Raw genomic sequence first — 20,958 nt, forward strand, 5'->3', positions numbered from 1 at the left:
GCACAGGGCCAGCGCGGCCTGCGGCAGCGGCTTCGGCGTTTTCAGGCATCGGCTTTCCTGAGCCAACAGTTCAGCGTGAACGGCTGCGCGGCGCGCGGGTCACAACCTATGTAGGCCCTTTCACTCTGTGTTGGAGGTAGCTCAGGATGACAACGTATAACTGGGATTTGATCGAACGCCTGCTGCATGAGGTGCAGAACGGCGCCGGGCACAGCTTCACCCCGCGCCCCTATGCCGAGCAGCATGCCGCCCAGGTAGCCGCAGACGGGGGCGCGCCAGGGGACCTGGACCACCTCAAGGCCCTGGCCGGCGAGTACGAGAAGCTGCTGCTGGACCGCGGCTACATCGCCCCGCGCCCCGAAGATGAGGGCGGCAACGGCGAGAACTTCGTGCTGACCCCGCGCGGTTCCAGCCTGTTGAGCCTGATCGACACCAGCATTCCGGGGCATGAACACCCCCGCCAGGTGCTGGATGAACAGCAGGACGCGCTGCTGCCGGACACCTTCGATGAGGTGGCCAGCAAGGCGCAGATCGCCGGTGGGTCGGTGTAACCGACCGATCGTCGGGCACACGCTGGCTGGCAGATGAAATCCGTCCTGATTGAGACCTTTTGCCGCACTTTACCCGGTGCGTATGATGGCAATCAGGACTATGATCTGCTTGAGACGACGCAAACATTGACCCGTCGCTCAGGTTTACCCTAAGGGGGGCTCTATGAACCGCACTCTGTACAACTGGCTCCACGACCTTGGCGTTGCCTTGGGCCTGATTCCGCCGCCGCTGCAGCCAATCCCGATTCCCACCGAAGACAAAGACCGTCGCCGCCAACCGCGCCGCTGAGTCTGCATTCAATCCACCGGTAGCCGCTGCCGCCAGGCTGCGGCTATGGGTTCGTCAGTGGCGCGCTATCTCGCGCAAGAATCGCCACAAGTCATTGGCCGTCACCGCCTGCTCCAGCAACCTGTCCTCCTCGATGGTAAACGCCGTCAGCCCGTACTCGTCCTCCAGGCGTGTGATCAATTCCATGATGTCCTTCTTGTCCAGCCCCAGGGATTCGAGGCTGACATCGTCGTCGAAGTCGCCGTCCCCCAGAAAGTCGCTGATGAAATTGTGCACGGTCTTGCGAATACCGAATCGCGGCATGGCGAGGCCCCTACGCGGAAGCGCGGTCGTGGGGATTCATCCGTTGAATCAAGCGGGAAAGGTCGTTGATGGTGCTGACCTGGCGCAGCACCCGGTCAGGGTCCAGCGGTACGCCGAAGAGTTTTTCCAGGCGGCGGAACAGCTCGGCCAGGTCCAGGCGGGGCGGGTCGCATTGCTGCGCCGCCAGTTGTTGCTCGATGGTGCTGTGGATATACAACTGAATGTCTGTGCGGTTCATGGCAGACCTCCGAAATGCGTGCACGCTCCGTCCGGCAATTCGTTTGCGGTACTGTCAGAACAACAGCGGCCTTCCTGGTGAAAGCGCCGCACCCCTTGGTTTATGCAACTACCAGGGACACGGCTTTTTTCAACATCTTAGGCCAGTTTGGCTGCCAGCGCCGGGCGGCGTGACAAAAGGCTGACGAGCACGAAGCTTACCAGGCCCACCGCCAGGCTGTAGTAGATGGGGGTGTTGGCATCCAGGCCGTCCTTGAACATGAACACCAGGGCGGTGATGAAGCCCAGGGTCATGCTGCAAATGGCCCCGGAAGTGGTTGCGCGTTTCCAGAAGATGGCGCCAATCAGCGGGATCAGCATGCCGCCCACCAGCAGGTTGTAGGCCAGGGTCAGGGCGCTGATCACGTCGTTCACCACCAGGGCGATACCCAGCACGCAGATACCGGTCAGCAGGGTGAACAGGCGGTTGATGCCCAGGCTCGACTGCTTGCCGCCGCGCAGCTTGGGCAGCAGGTCTTCGGTCAGCACCGTGGAGGCGGCCAGCAGGCCGGCGCTGGCGGTGGACATCATGGCGGCCAGGGCCGCGGCGATCACCAGGCCACGGATGCCATCGGGCAGGCTGGCTTTCACGATAGCGGCGAAGGCGTTGTTGACGTTGTCCAGGTCCGGCAGCAGCACGTGGGCGGCCATGCCGATCAGCGCGCAGGCCAGGCCGTAGACGATGCAGTACAGGCCAGCGGTGGTGCCGGCGTACACGGCGACCTTTTCGTTCTTGGCGGTGAACACCCGTTGCCAGATGTCCTGGCCGATCAGGATGCCGAAGAAGTAGATCATGAAGTAGGTGATGATGGTGTCCCAGCCGATGCTGGTGAAGCTGAAGCTGGACGCCGGCAGCTTGGCCACCAGCTCATCCCAGCCACCCACGCGGTACAGGCAGATGGGCAGCAGGATGAACATCAGGCCGACGGTCTTGATCACGAACTGGACGATGTCGGTCAGGGTCAGCGACCACATGCCGCCGATGGTCGAGTACACCACTACCACGCCGCCGCCAGCCATCACCGCCAGCCAGAACGGCAGGCCGAACAGCACTTGCAGCACGGTGCCGATGGCCAGGATCGAGGTCACGCCGATCATCAGCGCGTAGGCCAGCATAATCACCGCACTGGCCTGGCGCGCCATGGGGTTGTAGCGCTTCTCCAGCACCTGGGTGACGGTGAAGATCTTCAGCTTGAGCAGCGGCTTGGCCAGGAACAGGTTGAGGGCGACGATACCCAGGCCCAGGGCTGCGCACAGCCAGAAGCCGGAAATGCCGTGCACGTAGCCCAGGCGCACGGTGCCGACGGTGGACGCACCGCCCAGCACGGTGGCGGCCATGGTGCCCATGTACAGCGACGGGCCCAGGTTGCGGCCGGCCACCAGGTAGTCTTCATGGGTTTTTGCCTTGCGCATGCCGTACCAGCCAAGCAGCAGCATGCCCGCCGCGTAGATCGCGACGACGAAAATATCCAGAGCCATGGGGAGTTTCTCCGATCTTATTGTGTACGTAGCAGCTGCGGCAGGCTGCGTCCTGATGGACAGGACGCGGCCTGCGGCCGCTGCTACGGCTTAGGCGGGGGTGGCGCCGGCGGCGATCGAGGCGCTACCGGTCTTGCCGTTTGGGCCGTATACCGCCGCTGCTTCGGGCACCAGCTTGAGCAGTACCAGGTACACCACTGCCGCCAGGCCCAGGGTCACCGGCAGGCTGATGTCGATGCCGCCGGCCAGGTTGCCCAGCGGGCCGACGAACTGCCCCGGCAGGTTGACGAAGCACAGGCCTACCAGGGCGCTGGGAATCCAGGCCCCCAGGCCGCGCCAGTTCCAGCCGTGGTGGAACCAGTAGCGGCCACCCTGTTCGCCGCGGGTGAACACCTGCAGGTCATCGGGGCAGTACCAGCCGCGGCGCACCAGCAGGCCGATCAGCATGATCACCATCCATGGCGTGGTGCAGGTGATGATCAGCACCACGAAGGTCGACACGCTCTGCACCAGGTTGAAGGCGAAACGGCCGATGAAGATGAAGGCAATCGACATCAGGCCGATCAGCAGCGTGGCCTGCACCCGCGACAACAGGCGCGGGAACACGCTGGACATGTCCAGGCCGGTGCCGTACAGCGAGGTGGTGCCGGTGGACATGCCGCCGATCACCGCCAACAGGCACACCGGCAGGAAGAACCAGCCCGGCGACACCGCCAGCAGGCCGCCGACGTAGTTGTTGTTGGCGATGTAGTCCGGCGCCTGGGTGGCGACGATGGTCGCGGTGGCCAGGCCGAACAGCAGCGGCAGCAGGGTGGCCAGTTGGGCGAACACCACTGCGCCCATGATGCGCGCCTTGGAGGTGCTGCGCGGAATGTAGCGCGACCAGTCGCCCAGGAACGCGCCGAACGAGATCGGGTTGCTCATGGCCACCAGCGAGGCGCCGATGAAGGCCGCCCAGAAGCCGGCCTGGCCATGGCTGACGGTGCCGGCGTAGTTCACGTCGAAGGCCCCGGCGAAGGCGGCGATGCCCGACAGGAACAGGATGCTGGCGGTCCACACGGCGATCTTGTTGACCCACAGCATGAAGCGGAAGCCGTAGATGCACACGGCCAGCACCAGCACCGCGAACAGCCCGTAGGTCAGGCCCAGGGTCAGGTCGGTTTCGGGCAGGCCGATCAGGCGCTTGGCGCCGCCCACCAGGGCGTCACCCGAGCTCCACACCGACAGCGAGAAGAAGGCGATGGCGGTCAGCAGCGACAGGAACGAGCCGACAATGCGCCCGTGCACGCCGAAGTGCGCACCCGAGGACACCGCATTGTTGGTGCCGTTGATGGCGCCGAACAGGCCCATGGGCGCCAGGATCAGCGCGCCGACCAAGGTGCCCAGCAGCACGGCCACCAGGCCCGCCTGGAACGACAGCCCGAACAGCACCGGAAAGCTGCCCAGCACCGCGGTGGAAAAGGTATTGGCGCCGCCGAAGATCAGGCGGAACAGGTCGAGGGGCTTGGCATTCCTTTCGTGGTCCGGGATCTGTTCGACCCCGAAGGTTTCTATCTGGCTGATGCTGGTCGTGCTGTTGTTATTGTTCATGATCTGCTCCGATCATTGCGGGCGCCCGTCTACGCGGGCGTCGCGGCGGTCAAGGGGAGGGCAGTGTCGAGGGTGCAGCGGACAAGTGTTCGTGGCAGGCCAGCCAGCGGCCTTCTTGTTGTTGGCGAAACACAATGGTCTCGCGCTCCTGGCTAAAGTACAGCTCCCCTTGCATGCGCAGCTGGGTGGCCACGTCATGCATGAATATCGCCACGTCACCCTGCAGGCTGACGACGGCGTTGCTCGAGGTGCATTCAATCACCTCGAAGCCATCCTCGCGCCGCCAGCCGTCCCACACCTCACGATAGGCATCGCGGGACAACAGGGGCTGCGCAAGGGTGTGGAACACAAAGGTGGCATCGGCCGTGAAGGCGTCGAAATACGCCTCGCGGTCGTTGCTGGCAAAGGCGGTGACCAGGTCGCGGGCGGCTTGCAATACTTGTTCTTGTTTGCTCATGGCCATGTCCTCAGCGGTGGACCACGCCCGGCAGCACGCAGAGCATTTCGTACAGCAGGTTGGCGCCCAGCAGCGAGGTGTTGCCGGTGGTGTCGTAGGGCGGCGAGACTTCTACCAGATCGCAGCCGACCAGGTCCAGGCCCTGGCAGCCACGCACGATCTCGATGGCCTGGATGGTGGTCAGGCCGCCGATTTCCGGGGTGCCGGTGCCAGGCGCCCAGGCCGGGTCAATGCCGTCGATGTCGAAGCTCAGGTACACCGGGCCGTCACCGACCTTGGCGCGCACTTCTTCCATCAGCGGCGCCAGCGACTTGTGCCAGCACTCTTCGGCCTGCACCACGCGGAAGCCCTGGTTGCGGCTCCAGTTGAAGTCCTCGGCGGTGTAGCCCTGGGCGCGCAGGCCGATCTGCACCACGCGGTCGCAGTCCAGCAGGCCTTCTTCCACGGCGCGGCGGAAGGTGGTGCCGTGGGCGATTTTCTCGCCGAACATGTGGTCGTTGACGTCAGCGTGGGCGTCGATATGCACCAGGCCTACCTTGCCGTGCTTTTTGTGGATGGCGCGCAGGATCGGCAGGGTCACGGTGTGGTCGCCGCCCAGGGTCAGCGGGATGACGTTGTGTTCCAGGATCTCGTCGTAGGCTTCTTCGATGATGCGCACGGCGTCCAGCAGGTTGAAGGTGTTGATCGCCACGTCGCCGATGTCGGCCACCGACAGCGAGTCGAAGGGGGCGGCGCCGGTGGCCATGTTGTAGGGGCGGATCATGACCGATTCGGCGCGGATCTCGCGTGGGCCGAAGCGGGTGCCGGAGCGCAGGGAGGTGCCGATGTCCAGCGGAATACCGACGAAGGCTGCGTCCAGGCCGGCTGCGGTTTGCAGGTGGGGCAGGCGCATCATGGTGGCGATGCCGCCGAAACGCGGCATTTCGTTACCGCCCAGTGGTTGGTGAAGAATCTTGTCCACGGGTTACCTCATCGTTTGTATTTTTTCTTTGCGCTCGGTCAAGGCCGGCACGTTGAAGCGGAGTCTGCATAAAGGTAGTGACCCTGAAGAATCGCTACAGAGAAATACTTAGTTCAGATTTTTCTGAAGTAATGGCGTTACACTAATCCCACACCCCCCGTAGCAGCTGCCAAAGGCTGCGTCGCTTTTCCCCGCGCCGACGCAGCCTTCGGCAGCTGCTACGGGCCCTTGAACTCCTGATGTGATGCCATGGCCAACGCACTTCCCGACCTGAAACTGCTGCGCATCTTCGTCAGCGTCGTCCGCCACCAGGGCTTCGCCAACGCCCAGCAGGAGCTGAACCTGTCCACCTCGGCCATCAGCACCTACATGAGCCAGCTGGAGGCGGCGCTGGGCATCGTGCTGTGCCACCGCGGCCGCGGCGGCTTCAGCCTGACCAGCAAGGGCGAGCTGTTCCACCAGGAGACCCTGCGCCTGCTGGCGGAAATGGAAGGTTTCGAGCAGTACGCCGCCGCCCTCAAGGGCGAGCTGCGCGGCACCCTCAACCTGGGGGTCATCGACTCCACCGTCAGCGACCGCGCGCTGCCGTTCGCCGAGGCCATCGGCGCCTACTGCCAGGAGCACCCGGCGGTGCACCTGCACCTGTCGGTGTCCAGCCCCTACGAGCTGCAACTGGGGGTGCAGGAAAACCGCCTGGACCTGGCCATCGGCGCGTTTTCCACGCGCATGAGCGGCCTGGTCTACCAGCCGCTGTACCGCGAGCAGCACTGGCTGTACTGCAGCAACCGCCACCCGCTGTACGCCGAACGGCGCATTCCCGAGCAGGTCATCACCCAGCAGCGCATGGTCGGCCGTGGCTACTGGAGCCAGGCCGAGCTGGCCCGCCACGGCTTCAAGCACAGCGCCGCCACGGTAGAGAGCATGGAGGCGCAGTTGATCCTGGTGCTGTCGGGCGCCTACATCGGCTACCTGCCCGAACATTACGCCCAGCCTTGGGCCGACAAAGGCGACCTGCGGGTGCTATCACCGGCCACTTTCGGCTATCAGGCGCCATTTTCCATGATCACCCGCCGGGGTCGCAGCCGCGAGCCCTTGATCCAGACCTTCCGCGACCTGCTCAAGGCGCAGCTCACGCCGGTGTGAATCCAGCGGTGCGGCGCTGGGTCGCACCGCTAAAACGCCATTATTTGTGCGTTTGCCGATACTCGGCGCGTCGAACGCCCCTACAGCCCTGAAATGCTCTGCTACACCTTTCAGAGCTTGATGACACATTTTCTCATCGACAGCAGGGACGGCCCAACGATGCGCATGAATTTGCCCATTACCGAACACGAACGCACCTTTTCAAGCGACCAGCGGCTGATCTCCACCACAGACCTGAACAGCAACATCACCTACTGCAACGATGCCTTCGTCAGCATCAGCGGCTTCACCTACGACGAGCTGGTGGGCAAGCCCCACAACCTGGTGCGCCACCCGGACATGCCGCCGGCAGTCTTCGCGCAGATGTGGGAGACCATCAAGCTGGGCAAGCCGTGGATGGGCGTGGTGAAGAACCGCGCCAAGAACGGCGATTACTACTGGGTGAGCGCCTACGTCACCGCCATCTATGAGCACGGTCGCATCAGCGGTTTCGAGTCGGTGCGCTCGGTGCCCAGCCGCGAGCAGATCCGCCGCGCCAGTGAACTGTATGCACGCCTGCGGGCCGGCAAATCCCCGGTGGCGCCAGCGGCGCGTCTGGGCAAGGCATTCCTGCGGGGCTGGCCGATCCTGGCCGCGGCGGTGGTCTCGGTGGTCAGCCACTTCCTCCTCGATGGCTACCCGGCGTTGCTGGTGGTGCTGGCCAGCCTGGTGGGCGCCTGGGCGCTGACCGAACGGCGCCAGGTCCGTGACATCGAACGCACCCTGGGCGACCATCCGAAATCCTTCACCAGCCCGCTGGTGGCCCTCACCTACAGCGACACACCCGGCGCCCAGGGGCGCCTGGACCTGGCCATGTTCAGTGAAGAAGCGCGGTTGCAGACAGCGCTAACCCGGCTGGTGGACGCCGGCGTCAGCGTGCGCGAGCGCGCCTCGCAGTCGTCGGGCCTGTCGGGCGCCCAGGCCGAGCTGCTGGACCGCCAGCGCAGCGAGACCGACCAGTCGGCCACGGCCATCGCCGAGATGGCCGCCACCATTCAGGAAGTCGCGCACAACGTGCAGAACACCGCCGTGGCTGCCGCCGACGCCGACCAGCTCGCCCAGCAGGGCAGCGCCCTGGCCCAGCAGAGCCTGCAGGCCATGGGCCTGATGAGTGGCGCGGTCAGCGAAATTGGCCAGGCTGTCAACGCCCTGGCCCAGGAGACCCAGTCCATCGGTAGCGTCGCCGACGTGATCACCGCCATTGCCGAGCAGACCAACCTGCTGGCCCTCAACGCCGCCATTGAAGCGGCGCGCGCCGGCGAGCAGGGCAGGGGCTTTGCCGTGGTGGCCGACGAAGTGCGCTCGCTGGCCATGCGCACGCGCACCTCCACCGAGCAGATCCACCAGATCATCACCTCGCTGCAGGCCGGCGCCGACCGCGCCGTGCACACCGCCACCCGTGGCGAGCAGATCTCCAGGGACAGCGTGCAGAGCGTCGAGGCCGTGCAGACCGCGTTGGTGGGCATCACCCAGGCGGTGAGCCGCATCACCGGCATGAGCCAGCAGATGGCCACGGCCTCGGAGCAGCAGAGCCACGTGGCCGAGGACATCAACCAGCAGATCACCCGCATCGCCCAGCTGTGCGATCGCAGCGCCACCCAGGCGCGCGAGGGCGCGCAGATCAGCCAGGAACTGGAGCGCATGGCGGAGTACCTGCACGACCTGGCAGAGCGCTTTAGCCGCTGACCCGTAGCAGCTGCCGAAGGCGGCGTCCGGGGCCTGCGCGGTGCCCCGGACGCGGCCTTCGGCAGCTGCTACGGGGGCGGTTCTGTGGCAAAATGGGGCATGCCTCGAATCATCTGCCCCCGCTGCAACCGCCCCGAATCCCGCTGCCTGTGCGCGCTGATCCCCAGCCTGCCCAGCCGCACCCGCGTGCTTATCCTGCAGCACCCCAGCGAGGTCAACCACGCCCTCAACACCGCCCGCCTGGCGGCGCTGGGGCTGGTGAACGCCGAGTTGGTGGTGGGCGAAACGGTTGACGCGGCGCTGCTGGACCCGCCCGGCTACCGCGCCTGCCTGTTGTTCCCCGGCGAGGGCGCGCAGCCGCTGGCCGCCAGTGCCGCGGGGCAGCAGCCAATGCTGCTGGTGGTGCCCGATGGCACCTGGCGCAAGGCGCGCAAGCTGCTGCACCTCAACCCTGCGCTGGCGGCGTTGCCGCGGGTGACCCTCGACGGTGCGCCGCCTTCGCGCTACCGCTTGCGCAAGGCGCCCGCGGCCGGCGCGCTGTCTACCATCGAGGCCATCACCCAGGCCCTGGAAGTGCTGGAGGCACCTGCGTCATTCCAGCCGCTGCTGGCGCCTTTCGACGCGTTGATCGATGGGCAGATCGCGGCCATGGGCGAGGACGTCTACCGGCGCAATCACGTCCAGGAGTGAATCGGCCAGCCGGCCTTTTCGGCGTGTTCGCGCAGCACCGGGTCGGGGTTGACCACCTGGGGGTGGTCGACCTTGAGCAGCAGCGGCAGGTCGTTGCGTGAGTCGGAATAGAAGGTTGCGCCCTCGAGGTTTTCTTCTTCCTGGTCCAGCCATTCCAGCAGGCGGGTGATCTTGCCTTCGCGGTAGGTCAGGGTGCCCACGGTGGCGCCGCTGTACACGCCGTGCTGCACGTCGAGGTCGATGGCCAGGATCTCGTCCACGCCCAGGCGCTCGGCGATGGGGCCGACCAGGTGGGTGCCCGAGGCAGAGATGATCAGGATGCGGTCGCCCGCCCGGCGGTGGGCGGCGATGGTCCTGGTGGCTTCGCTGAAGATGATGGGCTCGATGAAATCCTCCACCCAGGGGCCCACCAGGTGCTCGACCTCCTCGGGGGTGCGGCCGATCATGGGTTCCAGGCTGAAGGCCATGTAGTCTTCCATGGCCAGCTTGCCCTGGCTGTAGGCGTCCATCAGTTCGTTGTTCTTGCGCATGAACGATTCGGGGTCGACCCAGCCCAGGCGGGCCATCTGTTCGCTCCACAGGGTTGCGCAGTCGCCGTGGATGAGGGTTTCGTCCAGGTCGAAGATTGCCAGTGCCATACAAGTAGTCCTTCAGATTGATTCACACAATAATTTCAGCCACGCCAATTTCAGCCGCACCGCTATCCGGCTTTTGATCTTGATCCCGTGCGGCTCTTGATCTTGATTGTGTGCCCCATAAAGCGCCAGGGCCGACTGGAGGCGTTGGCCAAGCGGTCCACGGCGTAGCCGGGGAAGACGGAACCGGAGGCGCTTCTATTCCGGGCCGTCGGCCGCTTGGGCGACGCCGGAGGGAGGGGACCCGCAGCGAAGCGGAGGGACCAAGCAGGGGCAAGCCTTTTTTGGTTACTTTTTGAGGCGTCTGTCAAAAAGTGACTCGGCGTAAGGCCGAAAAGGTGATTGTGCATCACCCTCGGTAATGGATATGTTCACGATATGTGGATCCCGCTTTTGAGGGTTTCGGACATATCCATTTTCGCGGTGCGATCACCGACCGTTTCGCCCTTACGGCGACTCACTTTTTTTCAAACGCCAAAAAAAGTAAGCAAAAAACGCTTGCCCCTGCTTGGGCCCTCCGCTGCGCTACGGGTCCCCTCCTTCCGGCGCCGCTCAACGGGCAGACGGCACCCGCTATAGAAGCCTGCGGGTTACCGTCTCTTCGGCCTGCGGCCTCGGCCCTTCGGGCAGCCCGTTGATCGACGCCTCCAGTCGGCCCTGGCGCTTTACGGGGCATACAATCAAAAGCCAGATCAAGATCAAAAGCCAGATCACAAGCAGATCAACAGCAGATCAACAGCGGATCAACAGCGGATCAACATCAAAAGCTCTTTTGTCAGGCTACCTCACAAAGTGCCTGTGCATCGATAGCCAGCGACACCCGTTGCCCGTTGGGCAGCAAATCGCTCGCCGAGCGGTTGAGCACGTCCACCACCAATTCCACGCCACGCGCATGCACCCGGTAGCGAATCACGTTGCCCAGCAGGCTGTGGCTACGGATCTCGCCTTCCAGCTCGCCGGTCAGGCTCAGGCTGATGGCCTCCGGGCGGATGGCCAGGCGGGTGTGCACCGGACGTTGCAGCAGTTTGCCGGCCTGGTCGCTGTCGAGCAGGTTGTAGTTGCCGATGAAGCCGGCGGCGAAAGCGTCGGTGGGCGCGGTGTAGAGGCTCTGGGCGTCGCCGCTCTGCACGATCAGGCCCTTGTTCATCAGGAAAATGCGGTCGCTCATGGTCAGGGCTTCTTCCTGGTCATGGGTGACGAAGATGGTGGTCAGCCCCAGTTCCTGCTGGATGGCGCGGATCTGTTCGCGCAGGTGCTTGCGGATGCGCGCGTCCAGCGCCGACAGCGGTTCGTCCAGCAACAGCAGGCGCGGGCGGGTGACCAGCGAGCGGGCCAGGGCCACGCGCTGGCATTGGCCGCCGGACAGCTGGTGCGGGTAGCGGTTGGCCAGGTCGTGCAGCTCCACCAGGCGCAGGGCCTCGTCCACGCGCTGGGTGACCTGGTCCTTGGCGACTTTCTGCATGCGCAGGCCGAAGGCCACGTTCTGCTGCACGGTCATGTTGGGGAACAGCGCGTAGCTCTGGAACACCATGCCGATGTCGCGCTTCTGCGGGCTCAGCGGCACCAGGTCGTGGCCGTCCAGCAGGATGCGCCCGCTGTTCACCGGGGTCAGCCCGGCGATGCAGCGCAGCAGGGTCGACTTGCCGCAGCCCGAGGGGCCCAGCAGGGTGACGAATTCGCCGCGGGCGATGGTGAAGTTGATGTCGCTGAACACCGGGGTGTCGCCGTAGTGCTTCTGCAGTTGTTCGACGCTGACGAAACTCATATCAGTCTTTGTCCTTGTTCAGGCGGTTGGCGGCCCAGGTCAGCACCAGCACGAACACGAAATAGGAAATCACCAGCGCGCTGTTGAAGTGCCCGCTGCTGTTGCGCATGTTGTTCAGGTACACCTGCAGGGTCTCGTAACGGGTGCCCACCAGCAGGTTGGCGAACACGAACTCGCCGAACAGGAACGAGAACGACAGCAGCAACGCCACCAGCAGGCCCTTGCGCAGGTTGGGCACCACCACCAGCAGCGCCGCCTTGAAGGTGCTGGCGCCCAGCAGGTGGGCGGCGTCCATCAGGTCGCGCAGGTTGATGGCCTGCAGGTTGTTGGTGATGGCCCGGTACATGAACGGCAGCGCCACGGTGAAGTAACAGCCGATGAGGATCCACGGCGTGCCGACCATGGCCATGGGCCCGGAGCCGTACAGCTGCAGCAGGCCCACCGACGACACCACCGGCGGCACCGCGAAGGGCAGCAAAATGAGGATGTTCATCAGCGCGTCCAGGCGCGGGAAGTGGTAGTGCACCACGAACAGCAGCGGCAGGATCAGCACCACCGACAAGGCCAGCGAGCCCACGCAGACGATCAGCGACTGGCCGAAGGCGTGCAGGAAACGCGTGTCGCTCCACAGCTGCACGTACCACTGGAACGTCAGGCCACTAGGCAGGATGGTCGCTGACCAGCTGGTGGCCAGGGAGTAGAGCAGGGTGCCCGCCAGGGGCAGCAGCAGGATCAGGAACAGCAGCCACACCACCACGCGGTGGTACAGCGCCGCCGGGCTGGCTTCAGCGCGCGACATGGTAGCTCCTCTTGAGTAGCCACTGGTGGACTACGGTGACCAGGGTCATCATGCCCACCAATATCATCGCCAGGGCGGCGGCCAGGTTGGGGTTCAGGCTGATGTCGCCGGCCACCATGGCGGCGATGCGGATGGGCAGCACGTTGAAGTTGCCGGTGGTCAGCGCGTACACCGTGGCGTAGGCGCCCAGGGCGTTGGCCAGCAGGATCACGAAAGTGCCCAGCAGCGCCGGGGTCAGCACCGGCAGGCCGATGTGCCGCCAGTACTGCCAGGCGCTGGCGCCCAGCAGCGCGGACGACTCGCGCCAGTCCTCGCGCAGGGCGTCGAAGGCCGGGTACAGCAGCAACACCCCCAGGGGTATCTGGAAGTAGGTGTAGAGGATGATCAGCCCGGTCTTGGAGTACAGGTTGAAGTCCTCGATGATGCCGGCCTGCTTGAGGATCATGGTCAGGCTGCCGTTGAAGCCCAGCAGGATGATGAAGGCGAACGCCAGGGGCACCCCGGCGAAGTTGCTGGTCATGTTGGCGAAGGCGCTGACGAAGTCGCGCAGCTTGGAGTCGACCCGGCGCAGGGAGTAGCTGCCCAGCACGGCGATGATGATGCCGAACAGGCTCGACCAGAAGCTGATCTCCAGGCTGAACTGCATGGCCTGGCGGTAGAAGCGCGAGCTGAAGGCGCTGATGAAGTTGTCCAGGCTCCAGCCGCTGTCGGTCTGCAGGCTGTGGATGGCGACCCACAGCAGCGGGGCGATCTGGAAGATGAAGAATACGGCGGCGAAGGGTATCAGCAGCAGGATGGCCCAGCCGCGCCCTCTGGTTGGCTGGCTCACTTGAGCAACTCCCGGCACAGCGGTTTGTCGTGGGGCACGCCCAGCAGCTCGCACAGCGTGCCGCACAGCTCGGTCTGGCGCGGGCGTGCCGCGAGGTCGAGGCTGAAGGCGTCGCCCAGCACGAACAGCGGCACTTGCCGTTCTTCGGGCAGCAGCCCGTTGTGGGAGCGGTCGTTGTTCATGCCGTGGTCGGCGGTAATCAGTACCTGGTAGCCGGCGTCGAGCCAGCCTTGCAGGTAATCGGCCAGGATCACGTCGGCGCCGCGGGCGCTGTTGCGGTACTGGGCGCTGTCGAGGCCGTGCTTGTGCCCGGCATCGTCGATGTTCATGGGGTGGATCAGCAGGAAGTCAGGCTGGTGCTTGAGACGCAGGTCCTCGCCGTCGGCGAACAGGTGCGAGTCGGGGTAGTTGTCCGCCCAGTAGAAGTGCCCGAACTGGATGGGCAATTGCGGCGCCTGGGTGTGGCGGTCGCGGGCGGCATTGAACGGCGAGCGGTTGTACAGTTCGCTGACCCAGTGGTAGGCGGCCGCGGCGGTGACCTTGCCGGCCGCGCTGGCGTAGTGGAACACGCTGCGCTGGTTGGACAGGCGGCTGACGTTGTTGTGCACCACGCCGCTGTCGATGGGCGCCACGCCGGTGAGAATGCATTCGTACAACGGCCGCGACAGCGCCGGCAGCTCGCACTCAAGCTGGTACAGCGCGGCCTTGCCGGCGCCGACGTAGGCCTGCAGGTGGCCCATGGCGTGCTCGGCGACCTGGTAGCTGAGGCCGTCGAGCAGGACCAGGATGGTTTTGTGGGACATGGTTTCGCCTCTGAATACTCTGTTGCCAGGGCTTGCACAGATGTGGGAGCTGGCTTGCCAGCGAGCTTTTCAGCGCCCCAAAAAGCTCGCTGGCAAGCCAGCTCCCACAGGTATCAGTTCATCTCGATGATGACCTGCTCGTTCCACTTCTGCGGCAGCTCCTTGGAGCTCTTCTCCCAGGCGTCGGCGTTCTTGATCGGCTTGGCGTTCTTGTACTGCTCGTTGGGCAGCAGCTTGGAGGCGACGTCATCCGGCAGCTTCAGGTGCTCGGCACGAATCGGCCGGGCATGGCCGCGCGCCAGGTTGAACTGGCCTTCGTCGCTGAAGATGTATTCACGCGCAAGCTTCGCCGCGTTCGGGTGCTTGGCGTATTTGTTGATGATGGTGGTGTAGCCGGAAATCACCGTGCCGTCGGAGGGGATCAGCACCGTGAAGCGGGTGGGGTCGATCTTGTCGCGGTAGCTCAGGCCGTTGAAGTCCCACACCACGCCCACTTCCACTTCACCCTTTTCCAGGGTCTGGATGGTGGGGTTGGCCAGCGACAGGCGCTTCTGCTGGGCCAGCTTGGTGAACAGCTCCAGGCCCGGCTGCAGGTTGCTTTCGTCGCCACCACGGGCGATGGCTGCGGCCAGCACGCCGTTGGCCGCCTGGGCCGCGGTGCTCACGTCACCGATGGCCACCTTGTACTTGCCTTTCTCCAGGTCCGCCCAGCTCTTGGGCGCGTCTTCATCCTTGACCAGCTGCTTGTTGATGATGAAGGCGATGGTGCCGGTGTAGGCCAGGGCCCAGTGGCCGTCCTTGTCTTTCGCCCAATCCGGCACCTGGTCCCAGGTGGTCGGCTTGTAGGGCTGGGTCACGCCCTGCTTCTCGGCGATGGGGCCGAAGGCGGCGCCCACGTCGCCGATGTCGGCGCTGGCGTTGTCTTTCTCGGCGGCGAACTTGGCCACTTCCTGGGCCGAGCTCATGTCAGTGTCCATGTGGGTCAGGCCGTACTTGGCCAGCAGCCCCGCCCAGGTGCCTTTCCAGTTGGCCCAGTCATCGGGCATGCCGACGCTGTTGACCGCGCCTTCGGCCTTGGCGGCCGCTTCCAGGGTGTTCAAATCGACGTCGGCAGCCATGGCGTTGATGCTCATGGTGATGCCCATGCCTACCAGTGATGCCAGGAAAAGCTTTTTCATCCGAAGCTCCTTGGGCGCGTTCAGCGAACGCTGGTTTTTATCTGGACGGTGTCGCGAGGTGGTCTAGATCAGCAAGACCTGAGCCAATCTAGGTGGGGGTGATGACAATTTGATGTATGGCGGGCTGGCGCGGGCCTTGCAGCGGCCTTGGCGCTGCCCGTGGGGAATAAGCGTAGTTCAGATTTAACTGCCTGATCTGCAACGGCTTGCGCTGCTTGATGTAGGGCTTTTCCGCGATGCTTGTCATCCCGCGGTCATTTATTTTGCCTAGGCTGCAGCCATGGCCCACCGCCGCCAGCGCTGCCCCTTTTTGTCGCTGGTCTAGTCCAGACAGGTTGAAACGATGCGTAACAGTGCACCCCGAGCCGTCACCGCCATCTGCCAGGCGCTGCAAGAGCAAATCCAGCATGGCCTGCTGGCCGCCGGTTGCAAGCTGCCGGCCGAGCGCAAGCTCAGCGAAGTGTTCGACACCACGCGCATCACCCTGCGCGAGGCGCTGGTGCAACTGGAGGCCCGGGGGCTGATCTACCGCGAGGAGCGCCGCGGCTGGTTCATCTCGCCGCCACGCCTGACCTACGACCTGATGAAGCGCAGCCACTTCCACGCCATGGTCCGCGAGCAGGGCCGCGAGCCGTCCACCCAGCTGCTGTCAGGCCGGCTGGTGCCCGCGTCGGCGGCGATCTGCGCCAACCTGCAATTGCCGCCGCTGTCCAGCGTGATTCAGCTGTGCCGCACCCGCTGCATCGACCAGCGCCTGGTGCTGTACGTGGAGCACTACCTGAACCCGCAGTATTTCCCCGGCATTCTCGATTTGGACCTGAACCAGCCGCTGACCGAGATCTACGCGCGTCACTACGGCATCGAGTATGGCCGGGTGCGTTTTGAAATGGCGCCGACGGCGCTGCGGGCCGAGGCCGCCAGTGCGTTGCGGGTGTCACTGGGCAGCCCCGGGTTGCGCATCACCCGGGTCAACCATGACCAGCAGGGGCGGCTGATCGACTGTGACCTGGAGTATTGGCGGCACGACGCCATCCGGCTCAGTGCCGATGTCTCGCCGCCTTGATTTCCACTTCCGTCAGCCAGAACAGCGACGCCTGGCCGATGCGCAGCGACGCCTCGGGCGGTGACAGTTCCCAGATCTCGCCGTCGTAGATCTGGAAGGTCTGGCCGCTGCGCGAGTAGCGTTCGCCCTGGTAGTTGAAGCTGTAGCCGGCCTTGCGCACGCGCTCCAGGTAATGCTGGCGCGCGGCGCGCTGCTCGGGCGGTGAGCTGAGCTCCGAGACCATGCCGATGAAGCTGTCCAGCGGGTAGTCGAAGCAGCGCAGCGCCTGGCGGTTGGCGTAGATGAAGCGCGGGTTGTCACTGCCGTCGTGGGCCAGCAGGCCGTAGGGCGCCTGGTCGTGCACCCACGACAGGTCCACCGGCGCGCCGGGGATGGCCATGGGCAGGTGCTTGCCGGTGTGCCTGAAATACGCCTCGTCGATTTGCATCAGCTGGCTGGCAAGGTCGGGGCCAAGCATCGCGGGTTCCCTCTACTGCACTTGGAAGAAGTCGAAGCCACAACGCTAACCCGTGTGGCGCCCTAGGTCTATTGTCGGATCGGACAAACTCAGGTCGAAGGTGCAGCGGCCTCCGCTGTCACCGTGCCACCGGCACTGGTCACCACCTGCACGCTCAGGCGCGGGGTGGCCAGGTCCAGGCCGGACTCGTCCAGCTGGCGCTTGAGCGCCAGGTTGAACGCCCGCGACACTTCCCATTGCTTGATGGGCGCGGTCTTGAAGCGGGCACGCAGGATGGCTGTACCAGACTCGAAACTTTCCACGCCCTGGATCTCCAGCGGCGACCAGATGTTGCGCCGTTGCAGCGGGTCGGTGCGCATTTTCTGGCCCACGTCGCGCATCAGCTTGATGGCGGTGTCGATGTCCATGGTATGCGGCACGTTGACCCGGAAAATCGCGTAGCCGAACTCCCGCGAGTAGTTCTTGATGCTCTTGATCTCGCTGAACGGAATGGTGTGGACGATACCGTCGATGTCGCGCAGGCGCACGGTGCGGATGGTCAGGCCTTCCACCGTGCCCAGGTGGCCGCCGACGTCCACGTAGTCGTCGATGGCCAGGGAGTCCTCGATGATGATGAACAGGCCGGTGATCAGGTCGGCGACCAGCGACTGGGCGCCGAAACCGATAGCCAGGCCAATGACGCCGGCACCGGCCAGCAGCGGCGTGACGTTCATGCCCATGTTGGCCAGGGCGACGATGGCGGCGATGATGAAGATGGCGATGAACAGCACGTTGCGGATCAGCGGCATCATGGTTTGCGCGCGGGCGTTGGCCAGGCCCTTGCGCGAGTGCGTAAGGGCGTGGTGCACGGCGGTGTCGGCCAGGATCCACACCAGCCAGGCCAGGATCAGCGTGCCGGCCAGGCTGAACAGCTTGACGCTGATGTCATGGCCGTCGCCCTCGGTGAAGCGGATCAGCGACATGCCCCACACCCGCAGGCCCAGCTCGATGAAGCACAGCCAGATCAGCAGGTGCACCAGGGTGTAGCCGAAGTTGCGCAGGCGTTCGGAGTACACCGCGTGGCGCTTCATGCGCTTGTGCGGGCGCACGGCGTGGCGGCGTACCAGGCCGTTGCAGACCATGCACAGCACCAGCAGCACCGTGCACACCAGCGACTGGCGCAGCACCGTGCTGGTGTCGCCGGCGTCGATGAAGGTGGCCAGCAGCGAGATGCCCACCAGCACCAGCGCCGGCAGGTACCAGAAGGTGCCGAGGATCTCGATGGTGTCGCTCAGCGCGCGGCGGGTGAGGCGCCGGGCCAGCGGCTGGTTGCGGATGAGGTGGGCCACCGGGCGGCGGAAGCGCAGGATGAACATGCCGGTGCACAGCGCCGCCAGCATGTTGGCCAGGGTGGCGGCGGTGTGGGCCAGGTGCGAGCCCAGGCTGGCCACCAGGCGCGGGTCGTTCAGCGCTTCGCCGAAGGCGGCGAAGCTGCCGATCAGCCACAGCGGCCGGAACGCCTGGTGGCGCAGGATGTACAGGGCGCGGTGGCGGTGCGGGCCGTCGAGCAGCGAGAAGGCCACCACGCAGATGGCCGAGAAGCAGGTGCCCACCACCAGCGCGTAGGCCAGCACCATGGCCAGGTCCTTGCCCAGCGACGAGGGCAGGGCGTAGCCCACCCACACGGTGATGATCAGCGCCACCAGCCACGGCCCCAGCTTGCGCAGGGCGAAGCGCAGCAGGTCGAGGGTGCGCGGGTGCTGGGGCAGTTCCTCGCTGAGGCCGAAGCGCATGCGGATGTGGTGGCTGATCCAGTTCAGGGCGTAGGCCAGCAGGCTCCACACCAGGATGATCAGCACGAAGCCGAAGATGATCGGCGGCCACTGGGCCACCGGCAGCATCAGGTCGGACAGCTCTTGCCCGGCCTGGTCGAACTCGTTGGACCAGCGGTTGAACGGGCTGTCTTCGCCGGCGAACTGTTTCTCGAACTGCCCCAGGGTGCTGCCGATCAGCCCCAGCACGCCTTCTTCACCGGCCGGCTGGGCCTTCTTGGTGGTGTCGCGCAGGCGCTTGAGGTCGGTGAGCAGTTGCGTGCGCTGCTGGTCGTTTTCCAGGGAGTTGATCACCTGGTCCAGTGACTGCGCCAACGGCTCGGTGGGTTGTGGCTGGGCTTTCTGGCCGCTGCCGAGCAGGCTCGGCAGGCCGGCCGCCTCAGCCTGTGGCAGCACGGCCAGCAGGCAGGTCAGCAGGAGGAAAAACAGGGCAGGCAGACGCAAGGAGACAGACACTCGACAATGAACCCAGGGTAATTCTGATCGAGGGAGTGTACGAGGCGCCAAGGCCCAAGGCGAGCGGTTATGCGCCGATTCGCACGAGGATTTTATACAGGACTATTCCGAGCAGGCAGAGCATGCCGAGCCAGAGCATCAGCACGCCGATATTGCGTTCGCGCAGGCTGAAGCCGAAGGTCAGCAAGCCGAGGCTGGCACTGACCTGGATGAGCAGGGCGGTGAATTCGTCCATGACCGTTGTCCTTGTGCGAGGGGGCCTGTACTAAGTTTAGGCCCGCCAGCGCAGCCGGGTTTGATCCGGATCATGAAATTTACCCCGTAGCAGCTGCCGCAGGCTGCGTCCGGCCCTGACGCGGTTCGGCGCCATTGGACGCGGCCTGCGGCCGCTACTACGGGGTGGCGGGGTTACGGCAGCTCGCGGCTGCGGTAGAACGCTTCCAGCACCTTCACCAGGTGTGCCAGGTCCTGGCTGCCGCACAGCTCGCGGATGGAGTGCATGGCGAACGTCGGCAGGCCGATGTCCACGGTGCGCACGCCCAGGTGGCTGGCGGTAATCGGGCCGATGGTGGAGCCGCAACCCATGTCGCTGCGCACCACGAAGCTCTGCACCGGCACTTCCTCGGCCATGCACAGGTGGCGGAAGAAACCGGCGGTCTCGCTGTTGGTGGCGTAGCGCTGGTTGCTGTTGACCTTGATCACCGGGCCGGCGTTGAGTTTCGGGCCGTGGTTGGCGTCGTGCTTCTCGGCGTAGTTGGGGTGCACGCCGTGGGCGTTGTCGGCCGACACCAGCAAGGAACGCTGGATGGTGCGCACGAAGTCGTCGCCGTCGGGCAGCAGGCGCCGCAGGGTCTGCTCCAGCATCGGGCCGTCGGCACCGCAGGCCGAGCACGAGCCGATTTCCTCGTGGTCGTTGGCCACGAACACGCAGGTTTCCTCGCTGTCGGCGTTGAGCAGCGCCTGCAGCGCGGCGTAGCACGACAGCAGGTTGTCCAGGCGCGCGCCGGCGATGAACTCGCCATGCAGGCCCACCACCGCAGCGTTCTGGGTGTCGTAGAAGCTCAGTTCATAGTCCAGCACCACGTCGGCGTTCAGGCCGTGTTCGCGGGCCAACTGGTCGGTGAGCAGGGCGCGGAAGTCCGGGCGCTCGTCGCCGGCCACCTGGGCCAGGATCGGCGGCAGCTCGGTCTGGGCGTTGATGGCCCAGCCCTGGTTGGCTTCACGGTTGAGGTGAATGGCCAGGTTGGGGATCACGGCGATCGGCAGCTTGAAGTCGATCAGCTGGCTTTCCACCTTGCCGTCGCGGCGGAAGGTGACACGGCCGGCCAGCGACAGGTCGCGGTCGAACCACGGCGCCAGCAGGGCGCCGCCGTAGACTTCGACGCCCAGCTGCCAGAAACCCTGGCGCTGCAGCTCGGGCTGCGGCTTCACGCGCAGGCACGGGCTGTCGGTGTGGGCGCCCACCAGGCGGATGCCGCCCAGCAGGGGCGAATGACGGCCCAGCTTGAAGGCGATGATGGAGGAGTCGTTGCGGGTCAGGTAATAGCGCCCGCCGGCCACGGTGGCCCAGGTGTCGCGCTCGTCGAGGCGTTGGTAGCCGGCCGCTTCCAGGCGCATGGCCAGGCTGGCGGTGGCGTGGAAGGGCGTGGGGGAGGCCTTGAGGAAGTCGATCAGGCCCTGGTTCAAAGCTTCGCGCAT

The 20,958-nt window shown here is 65.1% G+C and carries 22 protein-coding genes and 1 pseudogene; 7 read left to right on the forward strand and 16 right to left on the reverse strand.

Going from position 1 to position 20,958, the window contains the following annotated elements; genetic code table 11:
- The first annotated feature begins 146 nt into the window (after positions 1–146).
- Positions 147–551, forward strand: coding sequence for a transcriptional regulator (locus ACWKWX_RS14825; protein ID WP_416422933.1), 405 nt, complete (start codon positions 147–149; stop codon positions 549–551).
- A gap of 163 nt (positions 552–714) precedes the next feature.
- Complete coding sequence (locus ACWKWX_RS14830; protein ID WP_416422934.1) at positions 715–840, forward strand: PA1414 family protein; 126 nt, start codon at positions 715–717, stop codon at positions 838–840.
- Between the two features lie 54 nt (positions 841–894).
- Here ACWKWX_RS14830 and ACWKWX_RS14835 read toward each other — a convergent pair whose 3' ends face one another.
- The 6 genes from ACWKWX_RS14835 to speB form a co-directional block, all read right to left on the reverse strand.
- Positions 895–1,143, reverse strand: a complete 249-nt coding sequence (locus ACWKWX_RS14835; protein ID WP_416422935.1) for a phosphopantetheine-binding protein — start codon at positions 1,141–1,143, stop codon at positions 895–897.
- 10 nt (positions 1,144–1,153) lie between these two features.
- The gene (locus tag ACWKWX_RS14840; protein ID WP_416422936.1) at positions 1,154–1,381 is read right to left on the reverse strand and encodes a phosphopantetheine-binding protein; all 228 of its coding nucleotides are present in this window, start codon (positions 1,379–1,381) and stop codon (positions 1,154–1,156) included.
- A 137-nt stretch (positions 1,382–1,518) separates the two neighbouring features.
- Positions 1,519–2,898, reverse strand: coding sequence for a sodium:solute symporter family protein (locus tag ACWKWX_RS14845; RefSeq protein WP_416422937.1), 1,380 nt, complete (start codon positions 2,896–2,898; stop codon positions 1,519–1,521).
- Positions 2,899–2,988: 90 nt separating this feature from the next.
- Entirely contained in the window at positions 2,989–4,488 is a 1,500-nt protein-coding gene (locus ACWKWX_RS14850; RefSeq protein WP_483828191.1) for a purine-cytosine permease family protein, read from the reverse strand.
- A gap of 49 nt (positions 4,489–4,537) precedes the next feature.
- Positions 4,538–4,945 (reverse strand): YybH family protein, encoded by a 408-nt coding sequence (locus ACWKWX_RS14855; protein WP_416422939.1) that lies wholly within the window; start codon positions 4,943–4,945, stop codon positions 4,538–4,540.
- 10 nt (positions 4,946–4,955) lie between these two features.
- Positions 4,956–5,906, reverse strand: coding sequence for an agmatinase (gene speB, locus ACWKWX_RS14860; RefSeq protein WP_027977277.1), 951 nt, complete (start codon positions 5,904–5,906; stop codon positions 4,956–4,958).
- Positions 5,907–6,155: 249 nt separating this feature from the next.
- Here speB and ACWKWX_RS14865 point away from each other — a divergent pair, with 249 nt between their 5' ends.
- The 4 genes and pseudogenes from ACWKWX_RS14865 to ACWKWX_RS14880 all read left to right on the forward strand — a co-directional run bounded on the left by ACWKWX_RS14865 (position 6,156) and on the right by ACWKWX_RS14880 (position 9,464).
- A complete protein-coding gene (locus ACWKWX_RS14865) occupies positions 6,156–7,049 on the forward strand; it encodes a LysR family transcriptional regulator (RefSeq protein ID WP_416422940.1) in 894 nt (297 codons plus the stop codon).
- A 165-nt stretch (positions 7,050–7,214) separates the two neighbouring features.
- A pseudogene (locus ACWKWX_RS14870) lies at positions 7,215–7,520 on the forward strand (PAS domain-containing protein); the annotation flags it as partial.
- A 138-nt stretch (positions 7,521–7,658) separates the two neighbouring features.
- The gene (locus tag ACWKWX_RS14875) at positions 7,659–8,774 is read left to right on the forward strand and encodes a methyl-accepting chemotaxis protein (protein ID WP_473006820.1); all 1,116 of its coding nucleotides are present in this window, start codon (positions 7,659–7,661) and stop codon (positions 8,772–8,774) included.
- A gap of 99 nt (positions 8,775–8,873) precedes the next feature.
- On the forward strand, positions 8,874–9,464 hold the full coding sequence (locus ACWKWX_RS14880) for a tRNA-uridine aminocarboxypropyltransferase (protein ID WP_483828192.1): 591 nt from the start codon (positions 8,874–8,876) through the stop codon (positions 9,462–9,464).
- On the opposite strand, the gene ACWKWX_RS14885 is transcribed toward ACWKWX_RS14880, so the two are convergent.
- From ACWKWX_RS14885 to ACWKWX_RS14910, 6 genes are all read right to left on the reverse strand, one after another.
- Positions 9,449–10,102: an HAD family hydrolase gene (locus ACWKWX_RS14885; protein ID WP_473005638.1), complete on the reverse strand. Its 654-nt coding sequence runs from the start codon at positions 10,100–10,102 to the stop codon at positions 9,449–9,451. The genes ACWKWX_RS14880 and ACWKWX_RS14885 overlap by 16 nt on opposite strands.
- Positions 10,103–10,874: 772 nt before the next feature.
- Positions 10,875–11,864, reverse strand: a complete 990-nt coding sequence (locus ACWKWX_RS14890; RefSeq protein ID WP_473005639.1) for an ABC transporter ATP-binding protein — start codon at positions 11,862–11,864, stop codon at positions 10,875–10,877.
- A gap of 1 nt (position 11,865) precedes the next feature.
- Complete coding sequence (locus ACWKWX_RS14895) at positions 11,866–12,663, reverse strand: ABC transporter permease (RefSeq protein ID WP_483828193.1); 798 nt, start codon at positions 12,661–12,663, stop codon at positions 11,866–11,868.
- Complete coding sequence (locus ACWKWX_RS14900; protein WP_483828194.1) at positions 12,650–13,492, reverse strand: ABC transporter permease; 843 nt, start codon at positions 13,490–13,492, stop codon at positions 12,650–12,652. Before ACWKWX_RS14900 ends, ACWKWX_RS14895 begins: the two co-directional genes overlap by 14 nt.
- Entirely contained in the window at positions 13,489–14,295 is an 807-nt protein-coding gene (locus ACWKWX_RS14905; protein WP_483828195.1) for an alkaline phosphatase family protein, read from the reverse strand. Before ACWKWX_RS14905 ends, ACWKWX_RS14900 begins: the two co-directional genes overlap by 4 nt.
- Before the next feature lie 113 nt (positions 14,296–14,408).
- The gene (locus ACWKWX_RS14910) at positions 14,409–15,473 is read right to left on the reverse strand and encodes an ABC transporter substrate-binding protein (RefSeq protein ID WP_416422947.1); all 1,065 of its coding nucleotides are present in this window, start codon (positions 15,471–15,473) and stop codon (positions 14,409–14,411) included.
- Positions 15,474–15,816: 343 nt separating this feature from the next.
- Here ACWKWX_RS14910 and phnR point away from each other — a divergent pair, with 343 nt between their 5' ends.
- Positions 15,817–16,536 (forward strand): phosphonate utilization transcriptional regulator PhnR, encoded by a 720-nt coding sequence (gene phnR / locus ACWKWX_RS14915; RefSeq protein ID WP_476298873.1) that lies wholly within the window; start codon positions 15,817–15,819, stop codon positions 16,534–16,536.
- Here phnR and ACWKWX_RS14920 read toward each other — a convergent pair.
- From ACWKWX_RS14920 to ACWKWX_RS14935, 4 genes are all read right to left on the reverse strand, one after another.
- Entirely contained in the window at positions 16,511–16,993 is a 483-nt protein-coding gene (locus tag ACWKWX_RS14920; RefSeq protein ID WP_416422949.1) for an MEKHLA domain-containing protein, read from the reverse strand. The genes phnR and ACWKWX_RS14920 overlap by 26 nt on opposite strands.
- Before the next feature lie 89 nt (positions 16,994–17,082).
- Entirely contained in the window at positions 17,083–19,248 is a 2,166-nt protein-coding gene (locus tag ACWKWX_RS14925; protein ID WP_473005643.1) for a mechanosensitive ion channel family protein, read from the reverse strand.
- A gap of 79 nt (positions 19,249–19,327) precedes the next feature.
- Positions 19,328–19,495, reverse strand: coding sequence for a hypothetical protein (locus tag ACWKWX_RS14930; RefSeq protein WP_483828196.1), 168 nt, complete (start codon positions 19,493–19,495; stop codon positions 19,328–19,330).
- 173 nt (positions 19,496–19,668) lie between these two features.
- A complete protein-coding gene (locus tag ACWKWX_RS14935) occupies positions 19,669–20,958 on the reverse strand; it encodes a M18 family aminopeptidase (RefSeq protein WP_416422952.1) in 1,290 nt (429 codons plus the stop codon).

It is taken from the genome of Pseudomonas imperatae, assembly GCF_057128625.1.